Origin of the sequence: Streptomyces ruber (assembly GCF_014648075.1) — a bacterium.
In the GTDB taxonomy this organism is placed as follows: domain Bacteria; phylum Actinomycetota; class Actinomycetes; order Streptomycetales; family Streptomycetaceae; genus Streptomyces; species Streptomyces ruber.
In genome coordinates this window covers 83,489-109,053 of sequence record NZ_BMQK01000021.1, presented here as the reverse complement: position 1 = coordinate 109,053, position 25,565 = coordinate 83,489, and the positions used below count along the sequence as shown (strand labels likewise).

The following is a 25,565-nucleotide window of genomic DNA, read 5'->3' as shown; positions in this document are numbered from 1 at the left end:
AACGGATCAACGTGCTGTTCGCGATGCTCCGCGACGGCACCTTCTACGAACCCAGAACCCCACGCCCCGCTTGACCAAAGACATAGAGGCACCCCCCCCGCGCGCCAGTACCCCATTCACTGCCCTGCACGCCGCACGGGTGCTGTCCGGTGCGGCCGCCCGGGCGAGCCGGCCGGGCGGCGGGGTGAAGAGGCCGCGCCCTGATCCGGGACAAGCTTGAGCCCAGCCGAGGAGACACTGACCCGCATCCAGCACGGGCTCCGGCGAGACCGGCCCTGTGTCGGGTACCGCATGGTCGAGGGCATCGGCGTCTGACCGTGCAGGGCGGACCCGACCGCGTCGTCAACGACCTGTGGCGCGCGTAGACCTCCGGTTCGGGGGCGCAGCACTGTCCCTGCCGGCGGTGGCGGATCTCAGCGGACGGGGCAACCTTCACGGCTCCAGCGGCGGCACCCGCTTCGTCGCCGCTCACCGCCCGGCCTGTGAAGCTCCGCAAGCAGCGTCATCACGGACGGCGCCGGCCCGGTGGCGGCAGACCGCCCGCACCTCCGGGTGATCGCGAAGCCATGCCGCGAACGGTGTGGCTCTTCGACCGGCTGATCGGCGAGAACGTCGACGCGACGATGGGCGGTCATGCCGACCGCAACGGAGGCGCAGCCCTCACGCGCCGGGGCGGACTCGTCGGCACCGAGGACCGGCATCCGGTCGGCCTCCGGCCCGGTCAGCGTAGCGGAGCAGGGTGTCCGTGCAGGCCGGGACAGGTCTGCACGCAGACAACCGCGCTCCCGGGCGGCCGCCTGGGAAGAGGGCCACCTCGGTCCGGGGGTGCACGACGCGTGCTGCGAGGTGCGGGCAGTGGTGGACACGGCTCGCGTGGGGTAGTCGGGGCAGCATGTCAGAAGTGATGCAGGCAGGTGGCTGGGGGTTGCTGGCGGGCTCCGCCCTGCTGCTGGGCGCCGCGCTCGGCTACGGGCTGCGTGTGCCGCAGAAGGTCATCGCGCTGGTGATGGCCTTCGGCGCCGGCGTACTGCTCTCGGCCGTCTCCTTCGAGCTGGTCGGCGAGGCCTATGAGCAGGGCGGGTTCGGTCCGGCGGCCGTCGGCACACTGGCCGGGGCGGTGGCCTACACGGCCGGCAATGTGTGGCTGGCCCGCCGCGGCGCCCGCCACCGCAAGCGATCCGGCCACCACGCGACCCAGGCGCAACCCTCCGAGCAGCAACACGGCGGCTCGGGCCTGGCCCTGGCGCTGGGCGCGCTGCTGGACGGCGTACCCGAATCCGCGGTGATCGGAGTCAGCCTGCTCGACGGCGGCACGGTCAGCGCCGTCACCGTGGCCGCGGTGTTCATCAGCAACATTCCGGAGGGCCTGTCCAGCTCGGCCGGGATGAAGAAGGCCGGGCGCGGCAAGGGCTACGTCTTCGGCGTCTGGGGAGCGATCGCCGGCGCGAGCGCGCTCTCCGCGGTGCTCGGCTACACCGTGGTCGGCGGCTTCTCGCCGGCGGTGGTCGCCGCGGTGACGGCCGTGGCGGCGGGCGCCATCCTGGCCATGATCGCCGACACGATGATCCCCGAGGCGTTCGAGGACGCCCACCTGGCGATCGGGCTGGTCACCGTCAGCGGCTTCCTGGTCTCCTTCGCCCTGTCCCACACCTGACCGGCCACCCCTGCCCGCCAGTCGTCCTCGCGGCCGGGCAGCCGCGTCCGGCCGGCGCGTTCCATTCGTCGTCCACCCGGTCCCGCCGCACCTGTGGCGGCGCCGCGCACCGGCCTCCGGCAGCCTGGGAGATCCGGCCCGGCGCAACGGAGCCCGGCTGCCGGACGGCTCTGGAGAAGGGGCGTCCGGCTCTGGAGAAGGGGCGTCCGGGTCCCGCGGTGCGCCTCCCACGGTGCGCGCGCTGGGGGCCGAGGCAGGTGAACGTCGTCCCGAACGGGCTGTCCCGGGGCCGCGGGGCCGGGCTGACCACGAGCACGCCTGCCGCCGTGACCTGCTCGTGCCCACGAGGCCCTGCAGGCGCCGATCGGGGCCTTGTGCTGCGCGGTGCGCAGCGGCTCGGCCAAGCACTGGTCCCCACGGTGCGGCGGCCGAGTATGCGGTCAGCGTGTGCGGGCGGTGGCGATGACGGCGGGCAGCGCGGCGAGGGCGAAGGCGCCTCCGGCCAGGGCCAGGACGGGGTATCCGGCGGCGACGACCATGCCGGAGGCCAGGCCGCCGGTGGCACCGGCGACCGCGACGCCGACGTCGGCCAGCCCCTGCGGTGGCCACCCGCACGGCAAGGGCAGTGTGCTGAACGAGGCGGCGGCGCGAGGAGCAGGCCGGCCGGCGAGAGCGCGGCGCGCTCCCCGATGGCGCATCGTGCTCTGGTGCGCCATCCAGCGTTCGCGTCGCGGACGCAGAGGTCAGGCGGCCTTGTCCGCAGCCGTATCGGGGATGCCGTAGGCGTCGGCGATGAGTGCCGTGGAGCGGGGCAGGGCATCGGGGGAGTGGGCCTCGGGCACGAGGATGATCTCGTCGGCACCGGTGGTCGCCTGTACATGGTTGACGCCCTCGACGACGCGGTCGGCGGTGCCGTACACGATGCGGGACGTCCAGGCGTCCACGGCCTCGCGTTCGGCGCTGCTGGCCGAGGCGTACAGGGTGTCCGCCTGCTTCGGCGTGGGGATGAGAAAGGGCCGACCGGTGAACATGCGCAGCATGGCGTGGGAGAGGGCGTGGGCCCGGACGCGGGCCTCGCTCTCGCCGTCGTCGGCGAGGACGCCGACGCTGACCATGACGTACGGCTCGGCGAGGACGGGCGAGGGTCGGAACTGCTCCCGGTACAGCTCGACGGCGGGGACGGCGTTCTCCGGGGCGAGGTGGGCGGCGAAGGACAGGGGCAGGCCGAGGGCGGCGGCGAGCCGGGCGGAGTAGCCGGAGGAGCCCAGCAGCCACACGTCGGGCCGTCCGGTCCTGCGCGGGACCTCGTTCTGCGGTCCTGGGCGGGGCCGGGCACGGCGTGGACGGGGTCTGTCAGAACGAGCGGCTCTTCGAAGATTCTCGTAGGCGTTGATTGTTCTGACGATTGGCCGCATGACTCGGACTGCCGGTGCCAGGCTGGCGGTGTGTGACGTCACCATTGACGAACTGCTGCCCCGGCTGGCGGGGTTACGCGTTGAGCGGGTGAGCACCGACCCGGAGGCCGTGAGGATCACCGCGTTCACCAGGGAAGATGCGCGCCGTGCGTGCCCAGGGTGTCGTCAGGAGTCGGACTGGGTGCACTCGCGGTATGTGCGTCACGTCGCGGACGAGTCGGTCGGCGGGCGGCCCGTGGTGATCGATCTTTCGGTGCGGCGGCTGTACTGCGAGAACTCGGCCTGCCCGAGGGCAACGTTCGTCGAGCAGGTCGACGGGCTGACGGAGCGATACCAGCGCAGGACGCCGGCGCTGCGGCGGATCGTCGAGGCGGTCGCGGTGGTGCTGGCGGGCTCGGCCGGTGCCCGGCTGCTCGTGGTGCTGCATCAGACGCTGTCCGCGGCGTCGGTGCTGAACTGTCTGATGCGCATGCCGCTGCCCGGCCGGCCCACGCCCGTGGTGGCCGGGATCGACGAGTTCGCCCTGCTCAAGAGCCACCGCTATGCCACGGTCATCACGAACGCGGACAACGGCGAGCGTATCGACGTGCTGCCCGACCGCCTGGCGGTGACGGTGACCGCCTGGCTGCGTGAGCATCCCGGCGTCCGCGGCGCGGGACCGGTCGCGCTACGCGGCCGGTCCCTGGGGCGCCCTTGACTGGTGACGAGGCAGTTTCCTGACCCCGCGCCATGCATGAGCTGCGTCTCGTCTTCGCTGCAGATGATCAGTGCTGGTGAGGGACGCGGCCCTCCACGTGACGAGGATCTGGTGCTGGTGGTGGTCACCGCGGGCGGGGTTCATCGGCTGGCTGGTACGGGGCTGTCGAGCAGGCAGAGGACGGCGGTTGAGTCGTCGCTGGCCTTGTAGCGGGGCCAGCGTTCTCCGCGCGGATCGGATGTTTCTGCTTGCCGGACGCGTGCGATGACGGCGTCGGGTCCCTGGGTCTCCAGCAGGTCCAGCAAGCCGGCCCAGTCGGTGAGTTTGTAGTCCTCGACGAGGCAGGAGGCTCCGTCGCTCAGGATGGCTGCGCGGGTGACCTCCGACCGCGGTACCGAGCCTGTCACGGCGTTGTGGGCCGCCGCGGGGTCGGTCGCGGCCACCCAGTAGCCGGCGGGGACGTTGCGGTGGGGGCGCTGGGCCGCGACGAGGCGGCTGACGGCGTGTCGGTGTGCGGCGGTTCCGATGCGGTGGCGGGTGGTCTCCTTGTGCTCGTGCTGGGCGTAGCCGTCGGCGCGCAGGTCGGAGAAGGTCTTCAGCCCGCCGGGTCCGTCGAGCAGGATGACGGAGTCGAAGAGGGACAGGTGGTCGACGGTGTCCGGTCCTTCGCGCAGCAGTGCCACGGAGCACGAGGGCGTTCCCGGGTGGGTCAGGTCGCAGGTGTCGTGGTGGAGGTCGGCGACGCGGGTGATGGCCTCGGCTACGCAGTCGGCCAGCGGATCTTTCGGCCGGCATGTTGCTTCACGCAGCAGATGCGTGCCCAGCTGGCTGACGAACCAGGGTGTGCCGTGGATGCAGCCGGATCCGAGTTCGGGCGGCGAGGTCAGTCCGTCCAGGACGAGTGCGACCTGCGGGCCGGCGGCGAGGAAGTCTTCGTTGGGCTTGTGCGCCGAGCCCGCGTGGGAGGCGAATGTCACGCGCATGGTCTGGTCCCTTGTCGGTTGCTTCAGGGCTGCGTCGGTCCTTGGTCGTGCTGTACGTCGAACGTCACATCGAGCGCATACCGGTCGCCGATGTACCTGGACTCCGTGAACTCGAGCGGGTCGCCGTTCTGGTCGAGGATGAGGCGTTGCTCGACGAGCAGGGCCACCCCCGGCTCGATCTGGAGCAGCTCGGCTTCCAGATCGGCGGCGTTGCCGGCGGACAGCGAGGCGTGTCCGATGGTGGGCACGAATCCCAGGTCGGCCAGCGCCTCATGGAGCGATTCGTTGACCAGGTCGCAGTCCAGCAGCCCTGCGGCGGTGGTGGGGAAGGCGGAGCGCTCCAGGGCGATGGGCACGGCGTCGGCCAGCCGTACCCGCGTGATGGCCACGACCTGGGATCCCTGCTCGAGTCTGAGCCGGGCGAGCTCGGTCTGCCTGGCCGCCCGCGTCTGGCTGCTGACGATGCGGGAGGTGGGGCGCTTGCCTTGTGCCCGCATCTCCTGGCTGAACCTGACCAGGCTGTCGGCGCGCCTTCGGGTGGGCGGCGTGGCCACGAAGGTGCCCCGGCCGGTCTCACGGTAGACGAGGCCGTCGGCGACCAGCCGCACGACCGCTGCACGCGCTGTCATGCGGCTGACCCCGAACTCCTTCGCGAGCTCGGACTCTGAGGGCAGGGCATCGTGCGGCTGGAGACCGGCGATCCGGGCCCTCAGAGCCTGCTCGATCGTGTAGTAGCGGGGCGCGAAATCAGGGTGAGCATGATGGGTCACGCAAGCAGTCTATACAGCTAGTCGAGACGTCGGCCAGTAGTCGCCTGATCCGCCCACCTATAGGTGTTCCTGCGCCACCGGCGCCATGGTCCACCGTGTTGGATCCCTGTGTCGACTGAACGAGATGGTGCCTGAACAGCGGTGCATCCTGGCTTGACGCCGAGCTGGAACGACCCTTGACTGTATATACAACCATCCCGATACCGTGGCCGGGCGTCTCACAGGCGACGAACTGCCCGTCCGAACTGCAACAGTCGCTGCACGCCCCAGAAGGGACAACATGATCGTTCTAGGACTCGTCGCGGGCACCCTGACCACGTGCTGCTGGCTGCCGCAGTTGCTCAAGTCGTGGCGCACACGCTCGACGGCGGACTTCTCCTGGCTCTACCTCGCGGTCTTCGGCACCGGTGTCACCCTCTGGATGATCTACGGACTCCTGAAGCGCGACATCGCCATCGCTATGACCAACACCCTGACCCTGGCCCTGGCTCTCGGAGTGGTCGGGTTGAAAGTCCGGCTCGACATCCTGACTTCCCGCGGCCGGTCGCGTACCGAAACCTCAGCCAGCCGCTCTCTGCGCCCGAGCACGCTTCCGGCTGACGCGGAAGAAGTCCGTAACGGAAGGACCGGCGCTGTGGAGCTCTGATCGGTTCCGGCGCTCGGATCATCGCGAGTACGCGCAGGCAGGCGGGCGGTGTCCGACGGGCCGTCACAGGCTTTCTGCGGCATGCGCCAGGGACGGGCTGCGCGGGCGCCCAGCCGGTATGAGACGGGCGGCGCCCCGGCAGTTGTTGCCAGCTCAACGGTGTGCGGGGGCCGTCGGCCACTGCCGCCAAGCGGGATCGGCCGCAGATCGGGGGACGGGTAGCGGGACTGGCTTGCCTTGTCGGGGAGGCGGGTCGTGCTCGAGGGCTGTGAGGTACTCCGTCCAGCTGTCCTGTGCGTACTGGGCTCAGAGGTGTGCGGTTCCTGGAGGGACGCCGAACAGGTCGCCGACCACGGTCGGGGGAAGGCCGGTGACCGCCTCGGTCATCGCGGTGTTGCGTGCGTGGATGACCGGCAGGCCGTGCTTCTTCAGCAGGGTCTGGATCCAGGAGGCTGACCGCGGCCGGCTGGGCGGGCGCCCGGGCAGCAGGAACCTGGGCTGGTCGCTCGAGGGCTGTCGGAGGATCGAGAGGCCGTCGGATGGGCGGGCGATCCGTTCCTCGACCAGGCGGGCCAGCCTGGGCGGCAGGAGCACCGCGTTCTTGTCGATCGTGAGGTAGGCACCGTCCGCGTCGCGGTGGAAGCGGTCGGTGGTGAGCTGGACGATCCTGGATGTGGGGAGGGCATGGAGCCGGGTCGGTGCCCCGGCGATGCGGGCTTCGCGGGGGAGGGAGTCGTCATTGAGGCAGCGCCTGAGCTGCTGATCGCGTGCGTCCTCGGTGAGGAACTGGGACGGGAAACCGCTGCGGGTGCGGTGGACAACGAGCTTGCCGGTGAGTCGGCGGGCGACGGTCCACCGGATGAACGATTCGAGGGGGGCGGGCATAGCGGGAGGTCAGCCACTGGTCGAGATGGTCGTGTGCCAGGGTGTCGAGGCTGAGCCGGTGGGTCTGCAGCCAGTCGAGGAACTGGACGGCGACTCGGATGTCCGCCCGGTCGGCGTGCGATGCGTGAATGGTGTAGCGGCCGCGTCCGGACCGGCGGCGGGCGTCGCGCAGGACGCTCCATTCGGCGAACGGTCGGATGATCCGGGCCTGGTCCGGCGGCAGCTGCGCGAGGATCGCATCGAATAGGAGCTGCAAGCGGGCGAAGTGCTCCTCGCGGCGGGACAGTACCCCGGTGGTGACCGGAAGTTCGCGGACATGGCGGCAGCTGCGGTCCTGGGGCAGACCGACCAGCGCCTCGTGGGTGATTTCGGCCCTCTGCGCGGCGAGCTGGCGAGGAGCCGGGCGGATGCGCTCCGCCGTAACCAGAGACGTATCGAGTGAGGCTGTGAAGCCTGGGCGAGCTGCTCGGCCAGCGGACGCGGCTGCGGCTGCGGCACGAGCGTGCCGTCCGTGTCGTCCGCGTCGCTGAGCAGGTCATTCACGCAGTCGCTCACCACGCAGCGGACACACAGCCCGTCGGCGTAGACGTTCCCGGGGAAGTGGCAGCGGCGGCAGGCGAAGTCGATGTCCGTCCCCGAGCACGGCCCGCAGAGGTCTCCCCGCTCGGACCGGCCGACCAGCACCCGCAGGGTCCGGCATTCCGAACCCGGGGCCGGATGGCGGGTGCGGCGGCTGTAGCACGTCGCACGAACCGGCCCGAGCGGCCAGGCGGCCCTGATCTGCCGCTGCTGCCCGCAGTCGGCGCAGTGACGTCCTGGTCACCCTCACCGACGGTGTCACCCTCACCGACGGTGCGAAAGGCGCGCTGGAGCCGCACTGCTACGAGCGCACCGACACAGGCACGCGCCGGAAGCCGTCTACATGCCCCGGGCGGGGGGTCGGGGCACGCGGGCCGCTGCGCCGAGGTGAACCACTGCACCACAGTGGCCGCAGGGTGGACGCCGGCGCGGTCGGTCAGGCTGGGTTGTGAGCGAGTCGGCCGGTGGCGTGGGCGAGGGCGTGCGGGCGGCGGCGTTGTCCGGCGGGCCATCGGCTGGGCTGGTGGTGGACGGAGGCCATGCCGATCAGGTGGTGGTGCGAGGTGATGACGGGCCGGGAGGTGACCGCGCCGATGCGGGCGGCCGCCCGGTCGGTGGTCACCCCACAGGTTTCACAGGCTGAGGTAGAACCGCACGGTCGTGCCGTCGCCCGTGGTGTGCAGGCGGACCAGGTCAGCCACGTAGTGCACCAGGATCAGGCCCCGGCCGCCGAGTTGCCCCAGCTCGGGCGGGCGGCGGCCCGCCAGCGGATCGGACAGCCGGCCAGCGTCGCGGACCTCGCACACGAGCTGCCCCTGCTCGGCCCAGACCGCCAGCGTCCCGCGTCCCCCGCCGTGGACGACACTGTTCGTCGTCAGCTCCGCGACCGCCAGCTCCGCGTCCGTCAGCCGCTCCCCGGCCAGGCCCAGCCGTGCCGCCTGGGAGACGGCGAACTGGCGGGCCGCGGGGAGGTCTTCGCCACCGTAGGGGAAGACGGCGGCGTCCGGGGCGGGCGCCAGCGGCTGGTTGTAGCGGGCGACCACGGCCTGCCAGTCGTAGACGCCGCTGACCTCCCGGCGGCCGTCACCGTGGATGACGGCGGGATGGGTGACCCGCGCGTCCGTGATCACCTCCGGGTGCAGCCGCGTCTCGTCATACGGGCACAGAATCGTTGCTGCCCGGCCCTCGAACGCAGCATTGATCAGCGCCTCGTGCTGCGCGCACGCCGGATACTCCACGTCGGACCGGCCCGCCCAGATCGGCTCGCCGATGATCCGCACCCGCCTCTCCGGGTGGGCGTCGGCGAAGCCCCGCAGCACATGAGGGATGATCCGTCCGGGGTTGCGCCCGGCCTCGGTCATGTCCAGGAACAGGATGCCTTCGGTGTCCGCGCCCAGCCCGGCCCTGATCACCTCCAGGTTGGGGCCGGGCACCGCGACGGCCATCGGCTCGTCGTGGGCCAGGCCCTCTCTCAGGAAGGACACCGTCTGCCGGGTGTACTCCTGCTCGCTGCGGTAGAACAGGGCGGGATGTACGAACGCCTCGTGGGTGGACACTGTGGTCATCGCGGCGTCACCTCGATCCGCTCCAGGCCCGGCCAGAACATCTCCAGCACCCGCGGCAGCTGCGGCGGGGGATACTTGACCACGACCTTGCCGCCGGGCAGGTTCATGGCGGTGACCGCCAGTGCCGTCACCCCGGCCACGTCGACGAAGGCCACCTCGGACAGTTCCACACAGGACACACCCTCGTGGTGCCGGGACAGCTCCGTCAGGGCCCGCTCCCAGGAGGGGCGGGTGATCTCACTGATCTCACCACGGGCACGTATCCCGCAACGGCTGGGCAACGGGCTCACCTCCAACGCAGCCCTTCCGGGCACCACCGGACCGGCCCCGCCCACCACATGTCGGGAATCCATGTGCGGACTCCTTCACCGTCCGTTACCCGCCTGCCGACTGCCTCAGCCCAACCCCGACAGATGGAGGTCTCTTCCAACCGGCCAGCCTACCGCTGCGCGGCCTCACGCAGAGTGATGCGTCTTGGCAGCGGTGACAGAGATGCACAGCAGGATGTCTTGGACGAATTGATGACCCAAACGGCGTCGTGGTGGCAGCACAGTCCACTGGCGCGAAGGCAGAGCGGTGGCGGCGGTGTGGGGTGCAGGGGCGTCATCGGTCAGCCAGGCGGTGGCCGCCTGCCGGAGACGGGCACGGCCCGGGTGGTGCCCTAGGGACCGTATTGAGTTCCGATCAATGGGTGGCTCGGGTGAGGTCCTTGAGCCAGATCATCGAGGCGCGTAGGTGGAGGCCGGCGAGGTAGCTGTCGGGAGACTTGTCGTACCGGGTGGCGATGCCACGCCAGGCCTTCATCTTGTTGATCAGCCGCTCGACGGTGTTCCTCTCCTTAGCACGTCAGAGGGCCATGCCTCCCGTTGCGTCGATGACCTGGCCGGTTACCCAGCGTGCGTCGTCGGAGGCGAGGAAGGCCACGATGTCGGCCATGTCTTCCGGCCGCCCGATCCGGCCGAGGGCGGCAAGAGACGCCGCTTGCGCCTCGGCATGCGGATCGCCCAGCAGGGTGGCCGCGCTGGCATCGGTGAGGACGGTTCCGGGGGCCACCGAGTTGACCGTGATGCCCCGGGGGCCCAGCTCCTTGGCGAGGGCGAGACTGAAGTTGTCCAGGGCTCCCTTGGTGGCGCCGTAGGCGATCATTCCCGGCGTGGCCAGGCGGGCCACGGAGCTGGAGATGTTGATGATCCGGCCCCCGTCGCGCAGGCGCGGCAGTCCCTGCTGCGTGACGAAGAACGGTGCACGCACGTTCACGGCGAAGACCTTGTCGAAGGCGTCCTCGGTCAACGACTCCAGGGATGCGAAATCCCCGATGCCGACGTTGTTGACGATGATGTCGAGCTTCCCGTCGGGCACGTGCTCCGTGCCCGCGGCGTCGAAGGCGGCCCAGAGGCGGGCCGCGTCGCCGCGTTCGCCCAGCCCCGCCTGGAGTGCGAAGGCCCGTCCTCCGTTCTTGCGGATGTTTTCGACGGTCTCGCTCGCCGCCGTCTCGTCGCGGGCGTAGGTGACGCCGACGGCGGCGCCGTCCTGGGCGAGCCGCTCCGCGATCGCCCGGCCGATGCCCCGGCTGCCGCCGGTGACCAGTGCGACCTTGTCCTCGAGTGCTCTTGCAGACATGGCGGAAGACCGCCTCCCGTTCATCGAATCGTCTCTTGAGTGCTATGGAGCGCCTAGACCAGCGGCTTGTGTTCGGGCCACCACCGCTGGACGGCTTCGACAGCCGTCGTCGGGCTGACGTTGAAGCAGAGCTTCGCGCCGGGTGCCAGCTCGTGGGTGGTGTTGACCAGCACCTCCAACAGCGGGGTCAGCTCCGGGTCCAGCCGGACGCCGGCGCCGATCAGCACGATGTCGTAGTCCTTGGCGGTCAACGCGGCGCGAAAGACCGCCTCGGCCGTGCGGCCGTAGTCGAGCAGGCAGACATCGACACTGAGGCCGAGCTCCTCGAGCCGAGCCCGGCCCGCGGCCATTCCGGCCCGGACCGCCTCGGCGTCGATTTCAGGGAACGCCGCCCGTGACGAGGGCGCGTCGTCCACCAGCGCTGGATCCAGTCCGACGTTGAGCATGGACGGGGACATGTCGGTGTACCTCCGGTGACCTGGGGTTTCTCGGACCCACGGTAGGCGCCTGGAGGTCGGGCGGCCCTCCCACATTTCTGGGATACCGTGGCAAGGGTGAGTTCCCCGATGGTCCGGCGCGAGACCGTGCGCGACATCGAGGCGATCTGCCGTCTCGACCTCGACTCCCGAATACTGCGCCGCCGGATCGCCGACCGGCTGACACGCCTCATCCCGGCCGACTCCTACTGCTTCAGCACGATCGACCCGATGACGCTGCTGACCGCCGACCAAGTCAGCGCCGGGCTCGTGCCGGAGGCGGCCGCGGCCGCCGCGCACAACGAGTACCTGGTGGACGACGTCCTGAAGTTCGCGGCGCTGGCCCGCTCCGAGGTGTCCGCGGGCACGCTCGGTGCGGCCACCGGCGGTGATCCGGAATCCAGCCACCGCTACCGGACCGTGCTGCCGATGATCGACGCACGGCACGAGCTGCGGGCGGGCTTCGTGGTGGACGGCCGCTGCTGGGGCGTCGTCGCCCTCTTCCGCGGCGGCCGGCGGCCCGACTTCACCCCGGCCGACGTCGGCGTCCTGCGGCGGCTGTCCGCCCCGGTCGGTGCGGCCCTGCGCCGGGCCGCCCACCGGGCACCCGACGACACCGCTGCGGGCCCGTCCGAGGCCGGAGTGCTCCTGCTCGACCAGGACTTGCGGCTGTTTTCGGAGAACCTGGCCGCGAAACTCTGGCGGGACGAGCTGGGTCCGTCGCAGGCGGAACTGCCGTCCGCGATCCTGGAGGTGGCCGCACGGGGAAGAGGCGCTGAGCTGCCGGCGTACGGACGCATCCGCGGCCGCTCGGGCCGGTGGCTCTCCGTCCAGGCCTCGCCGCTGAGTGGTGGCCCGCACCCGGCGGCCATCGCCGTGACGGTACATCCGGCGCCGGCCGCCGACGTGGCCGAGATACTGCTGCTCGCGTACGGGCTTACACCGCGCGAGCGGGACGTGCTGGCGCGAGTCGTCGCCGGTCTGCCGTCGCGGACCATCGCCGTGGAACTGCACATCACCGCGGCGACCGTGCAGGACCATCTGAAGAGTGTGTTCGCGAAGACCGGTGTCCGCAGCCGCAGCGAACTGGTGGCGACGGTCCTGGGCCTGTGACCGGACGAGTGATTACTGAGTTTTTCGTTAGGGACCGTATCCAGTTGTGATCAATCTGCGGGATTCGACCTCGCGGCACGGCGTGAGCCGGCAGACCTGGTGTCATGACGCAGGTGCAACTGAGCGACGCTGAATGGGAGTTCATCGAGTCCTGTCTGCCGATCGGCCGGTTCGGTCCGTATCCCGAGCGGTTGCGGCAGCAGTTCGAGGGGGTGATCTGGCGGTTCAGGACCGGTGGGCAGTGGCGGGAGATGCCGGCTGAGTTCGGTGCCTGGCCCACCGTGCACAACCGCTTTAGCCAGTGGCGCGACGCGGGCGTCTTCCAGGCCCTGCTGGAGGGGCTGATCGCGGAGGCGGCCCGGCGGGACGAGGTGGACCTGTCCCTGGTCAGTATCGACTCCACCACCGTGCGCGCCCACCAGGACGCGGCCGGCATGCACCTGAGCCCAGACGTCCTCACCGCGCTGGAGAAGGCCGCGGCCGAAGAAAAAGCCAGGTCAAAGGGGGCGACAACAACGGACGAACCGGACAGGGCATCGACACCGACCCCGGACGGCAGGAGCGGCGCCGCGTCCGGCGCCGGCACCGGCTGCGGCTGAAGGCCGCTTCGCTGGGCCGCTCCCGGGGCGGGCAGACCAGCAAGATCCACCTCGCCGGCGACCGCAGGTGCCGCCCGCTGGTGCTGCTCCTGACCGCCGGGCAGGCCGCCGACAGCCCTCAGTTCATCCCCGTCCTGAACCAGATGCGCGTCCGTCTGCCCGTGGGCCGTCCGCGCACCCGGCCGGACGCCGTGGCGGGCGACAAGGCCTATTCCTCCCGTGCCAACCGCGCCCACCTGCGCAGACGCCGCATCCGTGCGGTCATCCCGGAGAAGAAGGACCAGCTGGCCAACCGCAAGAAGAAGGGCTCCCAGGGCGGTAGGCCCGTCGACTTCGACGCCGAGCTCTACAAGGTGAGGAACACCGTCGAGCGGCTGATCAACAAGATGAAGGCCTGGCGTGGCATCGCCACCAGGTACGACAAGTCTCCCGACAGCTACCTCGCCGGCCTCCACCTACGCGCCTCGATGATCTGGCTCAAGGGCCTCACCCGAGCCACCCATTGATCGGAACTCAATACGGTCCCTAGAAGACCGCTGAAGATCTTGCTCCGGCCGCCTGGTTCGCACCGGATTGCCCGGAAAAGTCAATCGGTATCAACTGGTGTAAGTCGGGCGCAGTTTCAAGATCTTCAGGACACTCCTAGAGGCTGTCGGCCACATACAGCCCTCGTTCCGCCGGGTCGAGAGCCCGGGCCGTTGGGGGCAGGACCGCCGAACGGCGTGCATTGCCCCGCGCGGGCAGGAATGCAGACCTCGAAGCGACAAGCGGGAAGAGAAGACGGACCGCCCTCCGGGTGCCGCGGCCGGTCGCGACCGCAGCGTCGTGGACGGCAGGCGCGGCCTCGCGCCTGCCGGGGCGGCGTCCGGAGTCGTATGTACTACAGCCCGTCGGTCGTCCACCGCGCTGCTCCAGGACACCGCTCCGTCAGCTCCGCCGTGTCACGCCTGTCGCGCAGTCCTGTGCGTTGCCCCTTGTCCACCGGGTCGGTGCTTGTGCTGCCGGTCGGGGCTCGGCGGGTACGCCGGTGCGGCCCGGGAAGCGCTTCTCGGAGCATTTGGCTGGCGGTGTGGGCGAGGCGGGTGAGGGCGATTCTCGTCTCGGCCTCCGGCGACCGCGACCGTGGGGCGCGTGTTCAGGCTTCGTTGACTCGAAGGTTGTCGCTTTCGTGCCAGCCGTGGGTGGTGAGCCGTTGCGGGAGGCCGAGTTCGGGGCGTGCGCGCAGAGTCAGGCGGAGGGGTGGCGGCAGGGCGCGGGCGACGTCGAGCAGGGCCTTCAGCGCGTCCTGGGAGAGGTACTGGACGCCGGTGAGGTCGACGGTGACGTCGGTGGTGTCCTGGTGCTGTCCTTGGCAGTGCAGCAGAGCCAGGGTCACCGGGCTTTTGTGGGCTGCTGTGATCTGGCCGAAGAGCCTGATGCCCGGTGCGTGCCCCAGGGGCGTGATGAACATGAGGTCGTCGATGAAGTGGTCGGACATGACCGCAATTCCCCAAATACCATGCACTGCCGGGGAAGCGGGGGGCGACCGGGCGATGGGCTGGGCCGCGGCGGTTCCTCGAACGATGCCGAAGACGCGGGCTACGGATCCCGCAGGAGACAGCCGCTGACGTAGGAGCGCCCCTTGGGCCCCGAGTGATCGTCGGACCGTGGCGCCGTAGCAACGGACGACCAGCAGTTCACGGACTAGTCGCAGCGTACGCCCGAACTCCCGGCACGGACAGCCCTCCAAGGCAGCGGCTGGCCCGCCTCGCCCGGTGCGGCGGCGAGCACACCATCACACAGCGCCTGGATGCGATCGAGCGCGTGCTGTTTGCCCTCGCAAGGGCGCAGGGCATCGATCCCGGCACCATCGGCTGACCGCGGTCACGAACAAGTCGCTCGTCTGCACGCGCGCTTCGGGTGGCGCGGCGGTCCCGAGCGTCAATGCACGGACGGCCGCACTCACTCTCTGGGGGTATTGCCGCGGCGTTCTGTCCGGCAGAAGGATTCCCGTCCTGTGTCCGTACGTGCGAACACCAACACCACCCATGGTCGCGGCCGCCGAAGGGCACAGGTGTGCCGTCAGCGGCTGTGATCGGGTACAACAAGTTGCCCCATCACCGCCCCGAGCTTCCCGCTAGTCGCCTTCCCCTCCCTGCTGTGCCCTCCCCGCCGCCCTCTGGCCGGGAGGGCACAGCCGTCCCCCCTCTTGATCGGAGACCTGCCATGGAGTTCCAGCCCACCCATCGCGGCCTGCCGGAGTCGGAGGCCGCCGTCGAGGCCGAGCGCCTGATCAAGGCGTGGGTGCTTGAGCGGGGAGAGCCGGACGGTGTCCTCCTCCCGGAGCTCGTGGCCTTCGGCCTGGCGCTGGGCGACGGCGGCGTCGATGTACTCGTCGTCCAGAGGACGATGGCGTTGAGGACCAGACCGAGCGCGCCGAGCTGGTCCTCCATGCCGTCGCGGTACGCCTGGCGGATGGTGCAGCGCTTGCCGTGGCACACGTCCCGGGCCAGCTTGTGGCGGGACTCCTGCACGGTGAGCTGCCGATTCATCTGCCGGCGATAGATGTCATCGACCGGGTCGACCACGCGCACCAGATGCTCGGTCTTGGCGATCCGCCCGTACTCCGCGAACGCGGTGCCCAGCGGGGTCGGGCGGCCGCCGCGGTCATCAAGGCGGCGCGCGGGGCGACTTCCTCCACCGCCGCCCACAGCGCGGCCACGTCCAGGTCCGTGCCGTGTTCCTCGACCAGCTCCAGTTCCCCGAACAGCACCTTCGCCGCCCGCGCGAGCACCCGTGACGCCTTCTCCAGCTGCGGCAGCGTGGACAGCCGATCCTTCTCCGTCTTCCGCTTCTCCGTCTTCCGCTTCGCCGTTTCTCCGTCTTCCGCTTCGCCGTCCTCCGCTTCGCCGTGTTCAACAGCCGGGTGGCCATCAGGACCTGAAACAGGTCCAGGGCCTCATCGATCGCCTTCGCCTCCAGGTGCCGCATCACCGCGGTGAGCATCGCCGTGCGCTTGGGCTCCGCCGCCCGTTCCAGCAGCGGCGCCTTCGACCCCAGCGCGTACCGGGCCGGCGCCGCCATCCGGTTCGGGGGGAATCTGCGACAGCCTCAGCCGACCGAGCCGGTACGCGCCGATCTCGTCCACCCGCTCCAGCGCGTGGGCGAACCCGGTACCCGTCGTCCGTGTCGGCGGCCGGCGCAGCCGCTCCAGCTCCGAGAACCGGAACCCCTCCGGCGTCTTAAGCGTCGCCACCAGGTCCCGGGCAGCGCCGGGTCCGCCCGCCGAGCGGCCCTCGCGACCGTGGCGTGCAGCCGCTTCTCCGCGACCTTCCGCGCCTCCGACACCTGCCGGGCCGGCACGCTCACTCCCTGCAGCAGCACTCGGTGACGGCGCAGCCAGCCCACCGCGTGGTCGAACAGCGCCTTCGGGTCCTCGGCGTGCGTCCAGGCCCGGCCGTGCAGGAAGGTGCGGAACCGCCGGGACCACCCTGCGTCGTCGTACTCGCGGTACTCGTAGGCGTCCCGGATCTCCCACGCGTGCTCGTACGCCGTCTTCGGCCGCTCGGTGTACCGCTTCACCACCGACGGGTCCTCGATGCCGAGCTGCGCGGCCAGGTGCTCGACCACCGGCCACGGCGCGTCCAGCGGGTCGTCCGGGAGGGACCGGCCGATGTAGCGCACCGTGCACATCTGGGGCGCGAAGCCGAGCCGGTGGTGCGTGGAGCGTCGCCGGGTGATCAGATCGCGGTCGACGTCGTCCAGGAAGAAGAACCGCTCCAGCTCGGGGCGGGTCGGCTCCTCGGCGAACTTCCCGTCCGCCTCGGCCTGCTCATCAGTCAGAAACTCCACCGGCACGAGCGGACCGTAGCCAGCCCCAGCCCCAGCCCCAGCCCCAGCCCCAGCACCCGCCCGGCGATCTTTCCTCGAACCCCCAACGGAGCCCCCAGCCGGTGTGCTGGCGGGCCATGATCAATCTCAGCGCCAACCGCTGTACCGATGTTCCCCGAGGCCGGTGTAATGCGTGCCGGTGAACCGCAACAGCGGCAAGGCACTCGACGCACTGTCCCGCCTGACCGGCCGCGGACGGCTCTCTTACGTCGCGCAGTGAGCCGGGTGCGCTGTTCGCGGCCTCGCGCGGCATGCCGATCCGCAGAGGGCCGACACTACGGGTGGGACAAGATCAAGACCCATAGGCGCATGCTGCCATGGCGATATCCCGACACCATCCCTCCAGGGCCGCCCGCACACTCCCACGGCCAGCTGCAGCCGGTTCAGCCGCCGCACCGCGCCCGGCACCTGCGTGGCCTTGAGGTTCCCCCGAACAACGGGGAAACCTCACGTCAAGCTTAGGCCAGCGGACAGAACGGTGGGCAGCGTCGGACCCCATCATGCGGTGGCACGCCGCCGACGAGCGTGCGCGCTGAACACCACAGCAGGCCACCCGTGCGATGACATGACACGCATCACTCCTTCAGGCGGGCACGAATGGCCTCGCTGACGGTCCGCACCGCACGGTCGACACCTTGCTCTGTGGACTGGGGGGAAAGCTGTTCGGATTCATAGATGAACGCTGTGGAACCGCGCCTGCTGCCGCAGTAGTCGATGATGCCGTGCTCGATCTGCGTCCGCAGTGCCTTCTCGTATCCGTGGCGCTCGTACGCACCGGAGTCGCCGCCGGCGATGGGTACGAGATGCGTGGTGAGGTTCTGCAGTTTCGGCCGCAAGCCCGAAGCGGGGGAGTACTCGAAGGCCCAGCCGTTGACGAAGACGCGATCGATCCACCCCTTCAGCAGTGCGGGCATCGACCACCAGTACACGGGGAAGACCAGCACGAGATCGGTGGCACGCTCAAGACGACGCTGCTCAGCCACGACGTCGGCCGGATAGCTGCCACCCTCCTGGTACGCCCGACGATCCGCTGAAGTGAACCGGGGGTCGAACCCCTCCCCGGACAAGTCGGCGATCTCGACCGAACCGGGAGGAAGCGCTGCTTCGAGTCTGCCCAGCACGAAATGCGTCAGGGACTGGGAGTCCGGGTTGGCGGCAACCAGCAAGGTGTGCATCGATAGTTCCCATCACGTGAGAAGCGGACATTCACAGAGACAAGGATGTGCGGGACGGCGCGTGGGCTCCTTTGCGCGTGGGCTCCTTCGGGGGTCCACTACGCCGGAGCGGCCGCCGTGACCTCAGCGCCGCCAGGCTCCCGCTGCCGCGGCCCGCAGGACGAAGTCCTCGAAGGTCCGCGGCGCGCGTCCCAGCACGGTGGCGACGTCGTTCGTCGTCCAGGCGGTCGCCCCGCGCTCCAACAGCACGAACATCTCGGCGAGGATATGGGCCTCGTCCTCGCTCCAGCCCTCCTGAACCAACGCCGCGGTGTACTCGGCGGGGGAGATCTGCCGGTAGGCGATGGGCAGCCCGGACGCCCGGGAGATCAGCCCGACCGCCTCCGCCCAGGTCAGCCCGCGCGGCCCGGTCAGCTCGTAGACCCGACCGGCGTGCCGGCCGGGCTCGGACAGCACCGCGGCCGCGACGTCGGCGACGTCCTCGAGGTCGATGAACGGCTCGGGCACCGTACCCGCCGGAAGCGCCAGCTCGCCGGCGGCCAGCGGGGCGCGGAAGGGAGGCCCGACAAAGTTCTGGGCGAAGTTCGCGGCGCGCAGAACGGTCCACTCCAGCGCCGAACCGCGCACGGCGTCCTCGGCCGAGCGCATGTCCAGCCCGAACTCGGAGTCGCCCCAGTCGTCGGCGCCGTGACCGGAGAGCAGGACCAGGCGCCGCACGCCGGCGGCCTCGGCCCGCGCCACGAACTCGTGCACTGGACCGGGCACGGTCGGAGGCACCACGTAGGCGGTGGTGACGCCCTGCAGGACCTGGTCCCAGCCGTCGGGGCGGAACCAGTCGAACGGGGTCCGGCTGGAACGGGAGGCGGCGCGTACGTGCGTGTCGCGCAGCCGCAACCGGGCGGCGACCCGCCGGCCGGTGTTGCCTGTCGCGCCGAGGACCAGAGTGGTGTCGTTGCTCATGACGGCGATTCAACGACACGTATTCGGACAGATCCATAGGTGATAAGCCGAATCACCTGGTCGATCGTCCAGCTTGTCTAGTCTTGCGGGATGGACGCTTTCGGTGACCTCCTACGCGGGGTGCGGGCTCAGGGCTCGTTGTTCGGCAGCTCGATCCTGACCCCGCCCTGGGCGCTGCACTTCGTGGACGGTGCACCACTGACGCTGTGCACCGTCCTCTCCGGAGGCGGCTGGATCGTGCCGGAGCACCGCCCGCCCGAACCCCTGCGCGTCGGCGAGACACTGATCGTGCGAGGTCCGGCGCCGTTCCTCTTCGTCGACGAGGTGGGCACCCGGGCGGAGCCCGTCGCGTGCGGCGCGTTCTGCTCGACGCCCGATCAGGGCGGGACCCGGCACCGGCTCGGCTGGTACGAAACCCATGACGGAGGCGACGGCGCGACGACGCTGGTCGTCGGCGCCTACCCGGTGCGCGGCGAGATCAGCCGCAGGCTGCTGGACGCGCTGCCCGTCGTACTGCGCGCGGGGTCCGACGCCGGGCCCGACCCCGTGTGGGACCACCTCGCCGCCGAGGTCGCCACCGACACGCCGGGCCAGCAGGTGGTCCTCGACCGACTGCTGGACTGGATGCTGGTGTGCGCGCTGCGCGAGTACTTCGACCGGCCCGACGGCGATCCCCCGGGCTGGTACTCCGCCGGGCGGGACCCGGTGGTCGGCGGCGCGCTGCGGCTGCTGCACGGCGAGCCGGCGGCGCCGTGGACGGTCGCCGAACTGGCCGAGCGCACTGGCGTGTCGCGCTCCACGCTGGCCAAGCGGTTCACCGACCTGGTCGGCGAGCCGCCACTGACCTACCTCGCCCGGTGGCGGATGACGCTCGCGGCGGACCTGCTGACCGAGCGCGAAACGGCGACTGTCGTGGAGATCGCCCGCACGGTGGGCTACTCCGACGCGTTCGCGTTCAGCGCGGCGTTCAAACGGGTCCGCGGCGTCAGCCCCAGCGCGTACCGCAACGCCGCGACAGCCCCGTCCCAGCAGCCGGCCGGCAACCTCCCGGCACACCCGGGTGGCGGGCCCGCCATCCCGGTTCGGGCCGGCTCACCCGCCTGACGACTCCTACGGGTATAGCTCTTCCGCGGGGACAGTTCGAGCGGTCTGGGCGGGTGGATCGGCGTCTCCTAGTGTTGCGGCAGGACCTTGGAGGCGGCGATGAGCTCGTTGATCGAGGAACCGCAGCAGTGGGAAGCCGCGGCTGGTGCCCTGGTGGAGGATCTGCGCGGGCGGATCGAAGAGTTGACCGGGCAGCTCCCGGCCGCGGAGGAACGGCTGATGCGGTTGCGCATCATGCGGGAGACCGTGGCGGAGGTGCTTGCCGAGTCCGGTACGCCGGCAGCCTCGGAGCCGGACGATGTCGACGGGGCCGAGGGTCATGACGGGCCGGACACGGATGCGGTGATCGGGGTGCTGACGGTGCCGCCGTGGCGGCCGGGTGCGCAGACGTCGGTGCTGCCCACGGCCTGTCAGGAGGTGCTGGGAGGTGCTGGGAGGTGCTGGCCGATGCCGGCGGGCCGCTGCGGGCCAAGCAGATCGCCGTGCGCATCGGGCTGGACAGCGACAACCTGTCCAAGGTCGCAGGGGTGCGCTCGAAACTGAAGCGGCTGGTGCGACGCGGCTGGCTGACCGAGGACACTCCCGGGGTGTTCGCCCTGCCGCCCACCGGCGACGCCACCTCGTGAAGGGGATGGTGACCACGGGACTCCCCTCCCTGCGGTCGAAGGTGCCAACCCAGTACCGCTCAGGAAAAGAGTCCCACGATGGCACGCTACGACCCCGCGTCGACGCCTGACCCGTTTGCGGCCTCGACGAATGTCTTCACCGCGCTCGCCGCCGGACTCAATGATCCGCGCACTGGCCGGCTGGCCCACCACGAGCTGGAGGAACTCCTCGACCACCAGGGCCGCCTGCTGCTGCGGCAGCTGCTGCAGGACCACCTCGACCTGCGGGCCCGACGCGAGGAGGAGGCCGCCCGCACCCGCCCGCCGGTGGTGACCGGCCCCGATCACCTCGTCCGGTCCCGGCTCGAGCCGGGACACCCGCGCCGGCCGTGCTGTCCTATCGGCGACTACGTGGCGCTGCGCGGCGGTGTGGACCGTGATGTGGTGCAGCGTCTGTGGGGGCATCTCTCCCCGCTGTCCATGGAGCGGGAGCGCTTACCGGCACGTCACCGATGCCGAGACCCGGCGGGCCGTCGAGCGCGTACAGGCCCTGCGGGAACACCGGTGAGCCGCATCCTGCGCCTGTCCACGCCTCCCGTCGCGCCGGGCCGGACCGGCTGGGACAGCCGGGCCTGGCTCGCCTGGCTCCAGGACCGCCTCAACGGCAGTTGGCGGCCGGGGGAGTGGGATGGCCGGCACCGGCTGTTCACCGGTGACCTGGCCAGCCCTCGCACCTCTTCCGCCACCTGCCGGACGCGGGCCTGCGACATCATCGTCATCACCAGGAGGATCTTCTGCTCTCCCCGCGTCGAGCAGCTGTAACCCTCAGGCCAGGATCCGGACGATTTCGCCCTGACCTACCGCCCGGCCCGCCGGCGCAGCTTTCCCGGCCATGTCACCGTCCGGTGCTCCACCACCCGCGACGGCGTGCAGTGCGTCCGCCCCCGCCAGTGCAGGGGCATGTGCGCCACGCACTACAACGCCTGGAAACACCACGCCGTCAGGGGCACCGAGGAAGCCTGGCTGCGGGACCGCGCCGAGCTCTGCACCGACGACCTCTCCTGCCAGGTCCCCGCCTGCCCCAGCCCCGCCTACAACTCCCGCGGCCTGTGCAATCACCGCGCCCGGCGATGGAACAAGGACAACCGCCGGCATCCCGTCGACGCCGGGCACTGGGCGGTGCAGCAGTCCCCTATCTGGCCGCACACCAGTTCTCCCTCCTGCCCCTGTCCGACCTGCTGCGCCACGAAATGCTCTATGGCCTGCAGCGGACCGACCCCTTCGTCCGCGCCCTGGAACCGCACCGCATCCGCAGTCTCGTACGCGACCTGGCCGGCGCCGGCACCCTCCTGGCCGAGGACACCGGGACAGACACCTCAGGGATTTACCTCGTCAAGTTGCAGCGAGTTGCTGGATGCTCCAGTCGAAGCCGTCATGGGTGGTTCACTGGTCTGCGTTCGAGTCGAGGACAGGAGTCAGTCATGTCTGAACCCGGCCGCCAACAGCAGGAGTTCTCGCGCGAGCCGATGACCGCGGAGGAAATCCAGGCCGCGAATGTGGGGTCTGCACCCAAGCTGGACGGCCAGGTTGCCCTCGTCGAGTACGACCCGCGCTGGCCCGGCATCTTCGAGCGGGAAGCTGCTGCGATCCGCGCCCGGCTCAGTGGCCCTGGCTGCCGGATCGAGCACGTCGGCTCCACGTCCGTGCAGGGCCTGCCCGCCAAGCCCGTCGTCGACATGCTGCTGATCGTCCCGGACTCGGCCGACGAAGCGGCCTACCTGCCGGTCCTAGAAGGTCTCGGCTTTGACCTCGTCATCCGTGAGCCCGGCTGGTACGAGCACCGTGTGCTGCGCAAGTACGACCTCGGCCCGAGCGCCGACGCAGCCAATCTGCACGTGCTGTCGGACGGCTGCCCGGAGGTGGACCGGATGCTGCTGTTCCGGGATCGGCTGCGCAGCGATGCCGCCGACCGCACGTTGTACGCCGAGACCAAGCGGTCCCTGGCTGAGCAGACCTGGGAGTACCTGCAGAACTACGCCGACGCCAAGACCGAGGTGGTCGAGCGGATCCTGGCGCGGGCCGGCCAGGGAACCTGAGCCGTCGCGCAGTGTGCTCCCAGCCGACCTCGCTGTCAGGCCGCGACGGTCAGGCCGGATGGGGAAGCGGTTTGTTCGTCGAACAGCTCGCGGTGTTGGAGGCAGTGGTAGAGCTGGCCGAGCAGACGGTTGAAAAGGTTCCGTTGGGCGGATGCGTGCCAGTCACCGTGCTCGTTGCGACGCCTGAGGTAGTGCGTTCTGGCGCCGGGCGAGGCGTTAGGGGCCGAGAAGGCCCAGAGGTAGCCGACGTGGTTGAGGCGGTCGTTCTTCACCCACCGTCGGGTGACGCTCGACTTCCTGCCTGAGGCGCGGGTGATGGGTGAGGCGCCCGCGTGGGCCTTCAGCCCGCGGGGGTCCGCGAACCGCTGGCGGTCGTCGCCGATCTCGGCCAGGACCCGGGCGCCGAGCTGGATGCCGAGGCCGGGGAAGCTGAGGAGGATCTCAGCGTCCGGGTGCTGAGGGAATGCTTCTTCAACCGCCTTCTCGAGATCGTCCGCGGCTTTGGAGGCGGCTCCCAGCTGGAGAAGTAGGGCGAGCATCTGCTTGCCGAGTGCGTCTTCTACCAGCTGAGGTTGGTGAGCCCAGTCGCCTCGCAGGAGGTTACGGAGCCGGTCCGCCTCTGCGGTGATGCCGCGCTGCCGGCCAGCTCGTTCGAGGGCGGCCTGGAGCTGCGTGCGGGTCAGCTTCGCGGCTCGCGTCGGGGTCGGAGCGAGGCAGAGAAGTTCGCGGGCCTCGGGCCGGCACAGGCCCTTTCCACGAGTCGACAGCCGTCAGAACTGCGGGATAGTACTCCCGCAGCAGGGAGCGGAGCTGGTTGACAATCCGCTGGCGGTTCCAGACGGCATCCTGCTGGGCACGAGCGAGAACCGCGACGGCTCGGGCCAGCTCAGTGTCCTGCGGCAGCGGCCGGTGGGCGTGCATGTCGGTGCGCAGGATGTTCGCCAGGACCAGGGCGTCGCCGCGGTCGCACTTCTTGCGGGAGACGGAGTGCCGGTCGCGGTAGCGGGCGGCGGCCATCGGGTTGATCGCAAACATTTTGCGCTTGCCCGTGCGCAGCACCGCGACCAGAAGGCCGCGGGAGGTTTCGATCGCGACGGGGATCGGATCGTCCTCGGTGTCGCCGTACTCGGCGAGTAGATCCAGGATCCGATAGCCAGCAGCGTCGTCGGTGATGTGCCGCTTGGCGAGGAGTTGGCCGCTGTCGTCGACCAGGGCGACGTCATGGAAGCGCTTGGCCCAGTCGATGCCGCAGTAGATCAAGATCTTCCCTCCGCCGTGCTCAGTCCTTACTGTCCACGAGCTCACGCGGGCCACGCAGCGACCTAATCCCAGGACTCAGCCCTCACGACCGGTCCGCCACCTCAGTAGCTGTTCATGGCACCAGCCCGCCCCACGGGCCTCGGTCTATGCAGGAGCTCAGACGGCTCAGGCCTATTGAGAGGTCACCGTGAAGTGAGCTCGCCCCACTAGGAGCTGTCCGGGCGATCACTCCATCGCCGTGTAGGCCAGCGTCCGTCGTGCCCAGGCGGAATGGCTGGTTGTAGGGTCCAGCAGGGGGTGATCACGATTGATGATGGCTGGTACGACGACAGAAAGTACCTCGACGCGGTGCAGCAGGCCGAGCGTGCTACACGGTTCGGCTGGGCAGCGATTGCGGGGACCGCAGGGGCACTTGGCTGTGCGTTGGTCGCCATGGTCGTTATCTGCGTAGTCACGGTTTGCGCATGTCTTTACGTTGTGATGGCGATGGATTACTGACATGCCCGAACCCATTACGTGCGGAGCCAGATGACCAGGGCCGCGACGGTGGCGGTGCCGAGGTAGACGTAACGGCGTTTGTCGTAGCGAGTGGCCACCGCACGGGCCTGCTTGAGCTTGTTGATCGCTCGCTCGACGGTGTTGCGTTTCTTGTACCGCTCCTCGTCGAAGCCCGGCGGCCGTCCGCCGCGTGAGCCCTTGCGCCGGCGGGCGGCCTGGCTGTCGCTCTTCTCCGGGATGGTGTGCCGGATGTTCCGGCGGCGCAGGTATCGGCGGCACGGGCCGTTGCTGTAGGCCTTGTCCGCGGCCAGACCGTCCGGCCTGCTGCGCGGCCGCCCCGGCCCCGGGCGAGGCACACAGATCTTCTCCAGCACCGGCTCGCACTGGGTACAGTCCGCCCGCTGCCCGCCAGTGACGACCAGGGACAGCGGGCGGCAGCGCCCGTCGGCGCTCAGGTGGAGCTTGCTCGTGAACCCGCCGCGCGAGCGGCCCAGGCCCTCACCTCCCGCACCACCTCCACCAGCCGGGCCACGAGGCTCTGCCATGGCGGTTCGGGCTGGTGTTCCGCCGCTTCGGCCCCCTTTGACGTCGGCGGCGGATCCGTGCGGGCGCCGGCCGCGTGCTGATGTGCCCGCACGATCGTGGAGTCCACCGCGATGTCCCAGTCGATCTCACCGGCCGCGTCGGCCGCAGCCTGCACCCGCTGCAGCAGTCGTTCCCAGGTGCCGTCGGCCGACCACAACCGGTGGCGTTCATAGACGGTCTTCCACGGGCCGAACCGGTCGGGAAGGCCACGCCACTGCACCCCGGTCCGCACCCGGTGCAGAATGCCGTCGATCACCTGCCGGTGATCCCGCCACCGGCCACAACGGCCGTTGCTGACCGGCAGGAACGGCTCGAGCCGTTCCCACTCCGCGTCCGTCAGATCACCCCGTCCCATGCCCATACCAACGGCCCGGCCATTCAGCAGTCACATGATCGACCGGACAAGTCCT

At 70.2% G+C, this 25,565-nt stretch carries 25 protein-coding genes and 4 pseudogenes; 11 read left to right on the top strand and 18 right to left on the bottom strand.

The genetic code is table 11. The annotated features are described in order from the left end of the window. Positions 1-892 precede the first annotated feature (892 nt). On the top strand, positions 893-1,654 hold the full coding sequence (locus IEZ04_RS30585; protein WP_189220221.1) for a ZIP family metal transporter: 762 nt from the start codon (positions 893-895) through the stop codon (positions 1,652-1,654). Between the two features lie 440 nt (positions 1,655-2,094). On the opposite strand, the gene IEZ04_RS35710 is transcribed toward IEZ04_RS30585, so the two are convergent. Together IEZ04_RS35710 and IEZ04_RS30575 are read right to left on the bottom strand one after the other, a co-directional pair. After that, positions 2,095-2,352 carry a hypothetical protein gene (locus tag IEZ04_RS35710; RefSeq protein WP_268245705.1) on the bottom strand — a complete coding sequence of 86 codons (258 nt, stop codon included), beginning with the start codon at positions 2,350-2,352 and terminating at the stop codon, positions 2,095-2,097. Between the two features lie 45 nt (positions 2,353-2,397). Further along, positions 2,398-3,069, bottom strand: coding sequence for an LLM class flavin-dependent oxidoreductase (locus tag IEZ04_RS30575; protein WP_189220220.1), 672 nt, complete (start codon positions 3,067-3,069; stop codon positions 2,398-2,400). Here IEZ04_RS30575 and IEZ04_RS30570 point away from each other — a divergent pair. Next, positions 3,044-3,766 (top strand): transposase family protein, encoded by a 723-nt coding sequence (locus IEZ04_RS30570; RefSeq protein ID WP_229821393.1) that lies wholly within the window; start codon positions 3,044-3,046, stop codon positions 3,764-3,766. The two genes, IEZ04_RS30575 and IEZ04_RS30570, sit on opposite strands and share 26 nt — an antisense overlap. Before the next feature lie 140 nt (positions 3,767-3,906). Here the strand turns inward: IEZ04_RS30570 and IEZ04_RS30565 are convergent, their stop codons facing one another. After that, complete coding sequence (locus IEZ04_RS30565; RefSeq protein WP_189220218.1) at positions 3,907-4,749, bottom strand: hypothetical protein; 843 nt, start codon at positions 4,747-4,749, stop codon at positions 3,907-3,909. A 23-nt stretch (positions 4,750-4,772) separates the two neighbouring features. Beyond that, entirely contained in the window at positions 4,773-5,519 is a 747-nt protein-coding gene (locus IEZ04_RS30560; RefSeq protein WP_189220217.1) for a GntR family transcriptional regulator, read from the bottom strand. 280 nt (positions 5,520-5,799) lie between these two features. On the opposite strand from IEZ04_RS30560, the gene IEZ04_RS30555 reads away from it, so the two are divergent. Next, a complete protein-coding gene (locus tag IEZ04_RS30555; RefSeq protein WP_189220216.1) occupies positions 5,800-6,165 on the top strand; it encodes a SemiSWEET family sugar transporter in 366 nt (121 codons plus the stop codon). A 306-nt stretch (positions 6,166-6,471) separates the two neighbouring features. On the opposite strand, the gene IEZ04_RS30550 is transcribed toward IEZ04_RS30555, so the two are convergent. Continuing rightward, positions 6,472-7,050 (bottom strand): hypothetical protein, encoded by a 579-nt coding sequence (locus IEZ04_RS30550; RefSeq protein ID WP_189220215.1) that lies wholly within the window; start codon positions 7,048-7,050, stop codon positions 6,472-6,474. 25 nt (positions 7,051-7,075) lie between these two features. Here IEZ04_RS30550 and IEZ04_RS30545 point away from each other — a divergent pair, with 25 nt between their 5' ends. Then, positions 7,076-7,297: a hypothetical protein gene (locus tag IEZ04_RS30545; protein ID WP_189220214.1), complete on the top strand. Its 222-nt coding sequence runs from the start codon at positions 7,076-7,078 to the stop codon at positions 7,295-7,297. Positions 7,298-8,065: 768 nt separating this feature from the next. Here IEZ04_RS30545 and IEZ04_RS30540 read toward each other — a convergent pair. The 6 genes and pseudogenes from IEZ04_RS30540 to IEZ04_RS30515 form a co-directional block, all read right to left on the bottom strand. Then, complete coding sequence (locus IEZ04_RS30540) at positions 8,066-8,251, bottom strand: hypothetical protein (protein ID WP_189220213.1); 186 nt, start codon at positions 8,249-8,251, stop codon at positions 8,066-8,068. 10 nt (positions 8,252-8,261) lie between these two features. Next, complete coding sequence (locus IEZ04_RS30535; RefSeq protein WP_189220212.1) at positions 8,262-9,194, bottom strand: anti-sigma factor RsbA family regulatory protein; 933 nt, start codon at positions 9,192-9,194, stop codon at positions 8,262-8,264. Further along, on the bottom strand, positions 9,191-9,547 hold the full coding sequence (locus tag IEZ04_RS30530) for an STAS domain-containing protein (RefSeq protein ID WP_189220211.1): 357 nt from the start codon (positions 9,545-9,547) through the stop codon (positions 9,191-9,193). Before IEZ04_RS30530 ends, IEZ04_RS30535 begins: the two co-directional genes overlap by 4 nt. Before the next feature lie 331 nt (positions 9,548-9,878). Continuing rightward, a pseudogene (locus IEZ04_RS30525) lies at positions 9,879-10,034 on the bottom strand (IS5/IS1182 family transposase); the annotation flags it as partial. A 6-nt stretch (positions 10,035-10,040) separates the two neighbouring features. Then, positions 10,041-10,814 (bottom strand): glucose 1-dehydrogenase, encoded by a 774-nt coding sequence (locus IEZ04_RS30520; RefSeq protein ID WP_055512680.1) that lies wholly within the window; start codon positions 10,812-10,814, stop codon positions 10,041-10,043. Between the two features lie 53 nt (positions 10,815-10,867). Beyond that, positions 10,868-11,260: a hypothetical protein gene (locus IEZ04_RS30515; RefSeq protein WP_153182573.1), complete on the bottom strand. Its 393-nt coding sequence runs from the start codon at positions 11,258-11,260 to the stop codon at positions 10,868-10,870. Positions 11,261-11,368: 108 nt separating this feature from the next. Here IEZ04_RS30515 and IEZ04_RS30510 point away from each other — a divergent pair, with 108 nt between their 5' ends. Beyond that, positions 11,369-12,403: a helix-turn-helix transcriptional regulator gene (locus IEZ04_RS30510; protein ID WP_159027877.1), complete on the top strand. Its 1,035-nt coding sequence runs from the start codon at positions 11,369-11,371 to the stop codon at positions 12,401-12,403. Between the two features lie 104 nt (positions 12,404-12,507). Continuing rightward, a pseudogene (locus tag IEZ04_RS30505) lies at positions 12,508-13,508 on the top strand (IS5 family transposase). A gap of 629 nt (positions 13,509-14,137) precedes the next feature. Here IEZ04_RS30505 and IEZ04_RS30500 read toward each other — a convergent pair. The 5 genes and pseudogenes from IEZ04_RS30500 to IEZ04_RS30480 form a co-directional block, all read right to left on the bottom strand. Next, entirely contained in the window at positions 14,138-14,479 is a 342-nt protein-coding gene (locus IEZ04_RS30500; RefSeq protein WP_189220210.1) for a hypothetical protein, read from the bottom strand. Between the two features lie 619 nt (positions 14,480-15,098). Further along, positions 15,099-15,692: a Tn3 family transposase gene (locus IEZ04_RS36105; RefSeq protein ID WP_189220209.1), complete on the bottom strand. Its 594-nt coding sequence runs from the start codon at positions 15,690-15,692 to the stop codon at positions 15,099-15,101. Further along, positions 15,638-16,839, bottom strand: a pseudogene (locus tag IEZ04_RS36100) (DUF4158 domain-containing protein); the annotation flags it as partial. The gene IEZ04_RS36105 and the pseudogene IEZ04_RS36100, both read right to left, overlap by 55 nt. Positions 16,840-17,447: 608 nt before the next feature. Next, positions 17,448-18,047 carry an NAD(P)H-dependent oxidoreductase gene (locus IEZ04_RS30485; protein WP_189220208.1) on the bottom strand — a complete coding sequence of 200 codons (600 nt, stop codon included), beginning with the start codon at positions 18,045-18,047 and terminating at the stop codon, positions 17,448-17,450. 123 nt (positions 18,048-18,170) lie between these two features. Continuing rightward, positions 18,171-19,007, bottom strand: coding sequence for an NAD(P)H-binding protein (locus IEZ04_RS30480; RefSeq protein ID WP_189220207.1), 837 nt, complete (start codon positions 19,005-19,007; stop codon positions 18,171-18,173). A 90-nt stretch (positions 19,008-19,097) separates the two neighbouring features. Here IEZ04_RS30480 and IEZ04_RS30475 point away from each other — a divergent pair, with 90 nt between their 5' ends. From IEZ04_RS30475 to IEZ04_RS30460, 4 genes are all read left to right on the top strand, one after another. After that, a complete protein-coding gene (locus IEZ04_RS30475; RefSeq protein ID WP_189220206.1) occupies positions 19,098-20,111 on the top strand; it encodes an AraC family transcriptional regulator in 1,014 nt (337 codons plus the stop codon). A gap of 437 nt (positions 20,112-20,548) precedes the next feature. After that, positions 20,549-20,737 (top strand): helix-turn-helix domain-containing protein, encoded by a 189-nt coding sequence (locus tag IEZ04_RS35375; protein WP_229821390.1) that lies wholly within the window; start codon positions 20,549-20,551, stop codon positions 20,735-20,737. A 78-nt stretch (positions 20,738-20,815) separates the two neighbouring features. After that, a complete protein-coding gene (locus IEZ04_RS30465; RefSeq protein WP_189220205.1) occupies positions 20,816-21,538 on the top strand; it encodes a hypothetical protein in 723 nt (240 codons plus the stop codon). 659 nt (positions 21,539-22,197) lie between these two features. Beyond that, positions 22,198-22,812, top strand: a complete 615-nt coding sequence (locus IEZ04_RS30460; protein ID WP_229821389.1) for a GrpB family protein — start codon at positions 22,198-22,200, stop codon at positions 22,810-22,812. A gap of 35 nt (positions 22,813-22,847) precedes the next feature. On the opposite strand, the pseudogene IEZ04_RS30455 reads toward IEZ04_RS30460, so the two are convergent. Further along, positions 22,848-24,072: pseudogene (locus IEZ04_RS30455) on the bottom strand (IS110 family RNA-guided transposase). A gap of 297 nt (positions 24,073-24,369) precedes the next feature. Here IEZ04_RS30455 and IEZ04_RS30450 point away from each other — a divergent pair. Beyond that, positions 24,370-24,570 (top strand): hypothetical protein, encoded by a 201-nt coding sequence (locus tag IEZ04_RS30450; protein ID WP_229821388.1) that lies wholly within the window; start codon positions 24,370-24,372, stop codon positions 24,568-24,570. Positions 24,571-24,584: 14 nt separating this feature from the next. On the opposite strand, the gene IEZ04_RS30445 is transcribed toward IEZ04_RS30450, so the two are convergent. Continuing rightward, a protein-coding gene (locus IEZ04_RS30445; protein ID WP_428838059.1) for an IS5 family transposase occupies positions 24,585-25,510 on the bottom strand; the annotation gives its coding sequence in 2 pieces (ribosomal slippage) (positions 24,585-25,117 and positions 25,117-25,510; 927 coding nt in all). Between the last annotated feature and the right edge of the window lie 55 nt (positions 25,511-25,565).

Excerpts from the sequence above, each read along its gene's own strand:
- IEZ04_RS30585 (WP_189220221.1), top strand. The coding sequence starts at position 893 with ATGTCAGAAGTGATGCAGGCAGGTGGCTGGGGGTTGCTGGCGGGCTCC.
- IEZ04_RS35710 (WP_268245705.1), bottom strand. The coding sequence starts at position 2,352 with ATGCGCCATCGGGGAGCGCGCCGCGCTCTCGCCGGCCGGCCTGCTCCT.
- IEZ04_RS30575 (WP_189220220.1), bottom strand. The coding sequence starts at position 3,069 with ATGCGGCCAATCGTCAGAACAATCAACGCCTACGAGAATCTTCGAAGA.
- IEZ04_RS30565 (WP_189220218.1), bottom strand. The coding sequence starts at position 4,749 with ATGCGCGTGACATTCGCCTCCCACGCGGGCTCGGCGCACAAGCCCAAC.
- IEZ04_RS30555 (WP_189220216.1), top strand. The coding sequence starts at position 5,800 with ATGATCGTTCTAGGACTCGTCGCGGGCACCCTGACCACGTGCTGCTGG.
- IEZ04_RS30550 (WP_189220215.1), bottom strand. The coding sequence starts at position 7,050 with ATGCCCGCCCCCCTCGAATCGTTCATCCGGTGGACCGTCGCCCGCCGA.
- IEZ04_RS30545 (WP_189220214.1), top strand. The coding sequence starts at position 7,076 with ATGGTCGTGTGCCAGGGTGTCGAGGCTGAGCCGGTGGGTCTGCAGCCA.
- IEZ04_RS30535 (WP_189220212.1), bottom strand. The coding sequence starts at position 9,194 with ATGACCACAGTGTCCACCCACGAGGCGTTCGTACATCCCGCCCTGTTC.
- IEZ04_RS30530 (WP_189220211.1), bottom strand. The coding sequence starts at position 9,547 with ATGGATTCCCGACATGTGGTGGGCGGGGCCGGTCCGGTGGTGCCCGGA.
- IEZ04_RS30520 (WP_055512680.1), bottom strand. The coding sequence starts at position 10,814 with ATGTCTGCAAGAGCACTCGAGGACAAGGTCGCACTGGTCACCGGCGGC.
- IEZ04_RS30515 (WP_153182573.1), bottom strand. The coding sequence starts at position 11,260 with ATGCTCAACGTCGGACTGGATCCAGCGCTGGTGGACGACGCGCCCTCG.
- IEZ04_RS30500 (WP_189220210.1), bottom strand. The coding sequence starts at position 14,479 with ATGTCCGACCACTTCATCGACGACCTCATGTTCATCACGCCCCTGGGG.
- IEZ04_RS30485 (WP_189220208.1), bottom strand. The coding sequence starts at position 18,047 with ATGCACACCTTGCTGGTTGCCGCCAACCCGGACTCCCAGTCCCTGACG.
- IEZ04_RS30480 (WP_189220207.1), bottom strand. The coding sequence starts at position 19,007 with ATGAGCAACGACACCACTCTGGTCCTCGGCGCGACAGGCAACACCGGC.
- IEZ04_RS30475 (WP_189220206.1), top strand. The coding sequence starts at position 19,098 with ATGGACGCTTTCGGTGACCTCCTACGCGGGGTGCGGGCTCAGGGCTCG.
- IEZ04_RS30465 (WP_189220205.1), top strand. The coding sequence starts at position 20,816 with ATGGCACGCTACGACCCCGCGTCGACGCCTGACCCGTTTGCGGCCTCG.
- IEZ04_RS30460 (WP_229821389.1), top strand. The coding sequence starts at position 22,198 with ATGTCTGAACCCGGCCGCCAACAGCAGGAGTTCTCGCGCGAGCCGATG.